At 47.6% G+C, this 3,696-nt stretch carries 2 protein-coding genes; both read left to right on the top strand.

Annotated elements, in window-relative coordinates; genetic code table 11:
* Positions 1 to 70 precede the first annotated feature (70 nt).
* A complete protein-coding gene (locus I6E40_RS10400; protein WP_235387141.1) occupies positions 71 to 226 on the top strand; it encodes a hypothetical protein in 156 nt (51 codons plus the stop codon).
* An 87-nt stretch (positions 227 to 313) separates the two neighbouring features.
* Positions 314 to 3,454, top strand: coding sequence for a type I restriction endonuclease subunit R (locus tag I6E40_RS10395; RefSeq protein ID WP_235387139.1), 3,141 nt, complete (start codon positions 314 to 316; stop codon positions 3,452 to 3,454).
* Positions 3,455 to 3,696 lie beyond the last annotated feature (242 nt).

Here is a 3,696-nt window from a genome sequence, read left to right as displayed (position 1 = left end):
AAGCTGACGCTTGACGGACAGGGGCGACAAGATGGCGATAAGCTGACGCTTGACGAACAGGGACGACAAGATGGCGACTGACGAACAGGGGCGGCAAGATGGCGACAAGCTGACGCTTGACGAACAGGGGCGACAAGATCACGACAAGCTGACGCTTGACGAACAGGGGCGACAAGATCACGACAAGCTGACGCTTGACGAACAGGAGCGGCAAGATGACGCTTGACGAACAGGGGCTGCAAGATCACGACAAGCTGACGCTTGGCGAACAGGGGCAACTGAAACAACAATAATCAAACAACAGACAAAAACCATGGCAAAGGACTATAGCGAAGACCTTCTCATACAGAAATCGACAGCCGAACTTCTTGAAAAGGAGCTTGGCTGGAAGTCTGTGTATGCTTTCGATAATGAAGTGCTCGGCGAGCAGGGCACGCTCGGACGAAAGAGCCAGCATGAGGTCGTGCTCACCCGTCACCTCCGTCTGGCTCTGAAACGTCTGAATCCTTGGATGACAGACAAGCAGCTTACGGAAGCCATCGAGCGCATGACCAGCTACATGAGCTCGCAGACGCTGATGCAGATCAACGAGGAGAAATACCAGTATTTGCGTGATGGTGTGCCTGTCACTCGCCTGAAACCGAATGGCGAGACGGAGCTGGTACGTGCCCGCGTCATGGACTTTGCCAATGTGGATAACAACGAATTTATTGCCGTCAGGGAACTATGGATAAAGGGACCAATCCACAAGCGCCGAGCAGATGTGGTGTGCTTCGTGAATGGTCTGCCTGTCATCTTCATCGAACTGAAGAATCATGACCAGGACATACAGAATGCTTATACCGACAACTATCGCGACTACCTTGACACCATACCGCATTTGTTCCACCACAATGCCATGATCATGCTTAGCAATGGCATGGAAAGCCGTGTGGGTACGGTGGGTGCCAAGTGGGAGTTCTTTCATGAGTGGAAACGATTGACAGAGTTGGATCACGGCAACATCGAATTGCCAACCATGCTCCGTGGTATCTGCAAGAAGGAGAACCTGCTGGATTTGCTTGAAAACTTCATTCTCTTCGACCATAGCGGTGGTTCGACGGTGAAGATTCTGGCACGCAACCATCAGTACCTGGGTGTGAACCAAGCCGTGGAGATGTATCGCCATCGTGAAGAAATGAAGGGTAAGCTCGGTGTGTTCTGGCACACCCAAGGCTCTGGCAAGAGTTATTCGATGGTATTCTTGGTTCAGAAAATCAGACGAAAGTTTGAAGGTTCCCCTACGATAGTGGTACTTACCGACCGTGACGAACTGAACAAACAGATAAGTGACACCTTTGAGAATTGCGGACTGTTGGGCGGTTTGAAAGCCAAGCAATTTATAGCCCATAGTGGTGATGACCTACGGCAGAAACTAACAGGCAATCCTTCGTTCATATTCTCGTTGATACAGAAGTTCAACAAGGCTGATGCTGAGCCTATCTATCCCGACCATGACATCATCGTGATGAGCGATGAGGCACACCGCACACAGAACGGAGTCTTTGCAGACAACCTTATGCACATGCTTCCAACGGCAAATCGTATTGGTTTCACCGGTACGCCTTTGTTGCGAGATGATAATATCACAGCCCGTACCTTCGGACAGTATGTGTCTGTCTATGACTTTAAACGTGCCGTTGAGGATAAGGCAACTGTTCCCCTTTACTACGAGAACCGTGGTGAGAAGTTACAAGAACTGAAGAATCCGGAAATCAATGCCGAGATTGCTGCCCGATTGGACGAAGAAGACCTCGACCCATCACAACAAGCAAAACTCGAACGGGAGTTTGCAAAGGAGGTGCATCTGCTGACGGCTGAGAAACGACTGCGAGTGGTGGCACAGGACTTTGTGCGCCATTACAGCGACCTTTGGACAAGCGGTAAGGCGATGATGGTAAGCTTCAACAAGGTGACTTGCGTGAGGATGTATAACTATGTGCAGGAGTATTGGCAGAAGGAAATCAATGCCTTGCGTAAACGTATCGACCAAGACCCTTGGCTGCAGGAAGTTCAGGAGATGAAGCGCAAACTTCAATGGATGGAAGAAACCGAAATGGCTGTGGTGGTATCGCAGGAGCAGAACGAGATACAGACATTCAAGAAATGGCGACTTGACATCACTCCACATCGTGAGAAGATGGAGAAGCGCGAACTTGACAAGGAGTTCAAGGATGCCGACGGCAAACTGCGGGTGGTCTTCGTCTGTGCCATGTGGCTGACAGGTTTTGACGTAAAAACACTGTCATGCCTTTATATTGACAAACCGATGAAGGCGCACACGCTGATGCAGACCATTGCCCGTGCAAACCGTGTGGCAGAAGGAAAATCAAATGGTCTTGTCATTGATTACATCGGCATAGTGAAGGCTCTTCGTCAAGCTCTGGCTGACTATACAGCCAATCCTGATGGTGGTGAAGGTGGCAACGACCCTACCGTCAACAAGGAAGAACTGATAAAGCATGTTTGGGAAATCATTGCGACAGCGGAAACGTTTCTGCATGAAAAAGGGTTTGAATTGCAGGAACTCATTGATGCCATGTCATTTGAGAAACTGTCACTTCTGAAGAAAGCAGCCAACCAGCTCTGTGATAAGATTGAAACCCGTAAGTCGTTCTGCACATTTGCGAGCACCTTGCTCCAACTTTGGAAATATCTCGATCGTGAAGATATCACCGAAGACATGCGCAAAAAGAAAGATGCTCTGGAAGCCATCTACAAGGAATTACAAAAGAAACGCAAGCACGCGGACATCACAGACCTGAGTGTGGCTATCAATGATATTGTGAATGAACATCTTGAAATAGATCCCAATGCCATGATGGTTGCTGAAGGACGCAGGTTTGACATCAGCGGCATCGACTTCGATTTATTGCGAAGAGAGTTTGCCAAGCGTGAAGACAAGAATCTCGTACTAAGAGACATTCAAGACTTACTTCAGGAACGTCTGGCACGACTATTAGCAAAGAATCCATCCAGAATTAACTTTTACGAAAAGTATCAAGAGATCATTCAAGCGTATAACCAAGAGCAGAATCGCGCAACGATAGAGAAAACCTTCGAAGAGTTGATGCATCTGTCGCAATCTCTCAGCGAAGAAGAGAAGCGTTATGTACGAGAAGGCTTCAAGAGTGACGAAGAACTCTCGCTCTACGACTTGTTGCTGAAAGACAATCTCTCGAAACCTGAAATAAATAAACTGAAGGATGTCGCAATTGACCTCCTTGCCAAGATTAAAGGACATTTGGCAGGTATGGATCATCCGTTTGACAAACCAACAACTCGTGCTACACTCATCATCACTATCCGTGATGTTTTGTGGCAGGAACTGCCCGAGAGTTATAGCGAGGAAAGCATAAACTACTACCGCGACACCATCTACAACTACGTTAGTCAAAGATATGGTGCAAATTAATGGCTTTTAATGAATCAATTCATGGGCATTCGTGTTTCAAAAAGGGTACACTACCAGCAAGAAATGTTTCTCCATTAATGCCCATTAATTGTCTCGTTAATTGTCCCATTAATCGAAGAGTCAAAGAGACAAAGAGTCGAAGAGATAAAAAGAAAAAAGGGCAAAGACAAAGAAAACCCCTTGAAGAGTATGGCGGCTGCGCCGCTGCTGTGATGCTTCCGTTTTGGTCTTATAAGAGCAAG

Origin of the sequence: Prevotellamassilia timonensis, assembly GCF_021531665.1 — a bacterium.
Classification (GTDB): Bacteria; Bacteroidota; Bacteroidia; order Bacteroidales; family Bacteroidaceae; genus Alloprevotella.
Note: the sequence above shows the minus strand (reverse complement) of the source record. Positions and strands in the feature narration are given on the sequence as shown.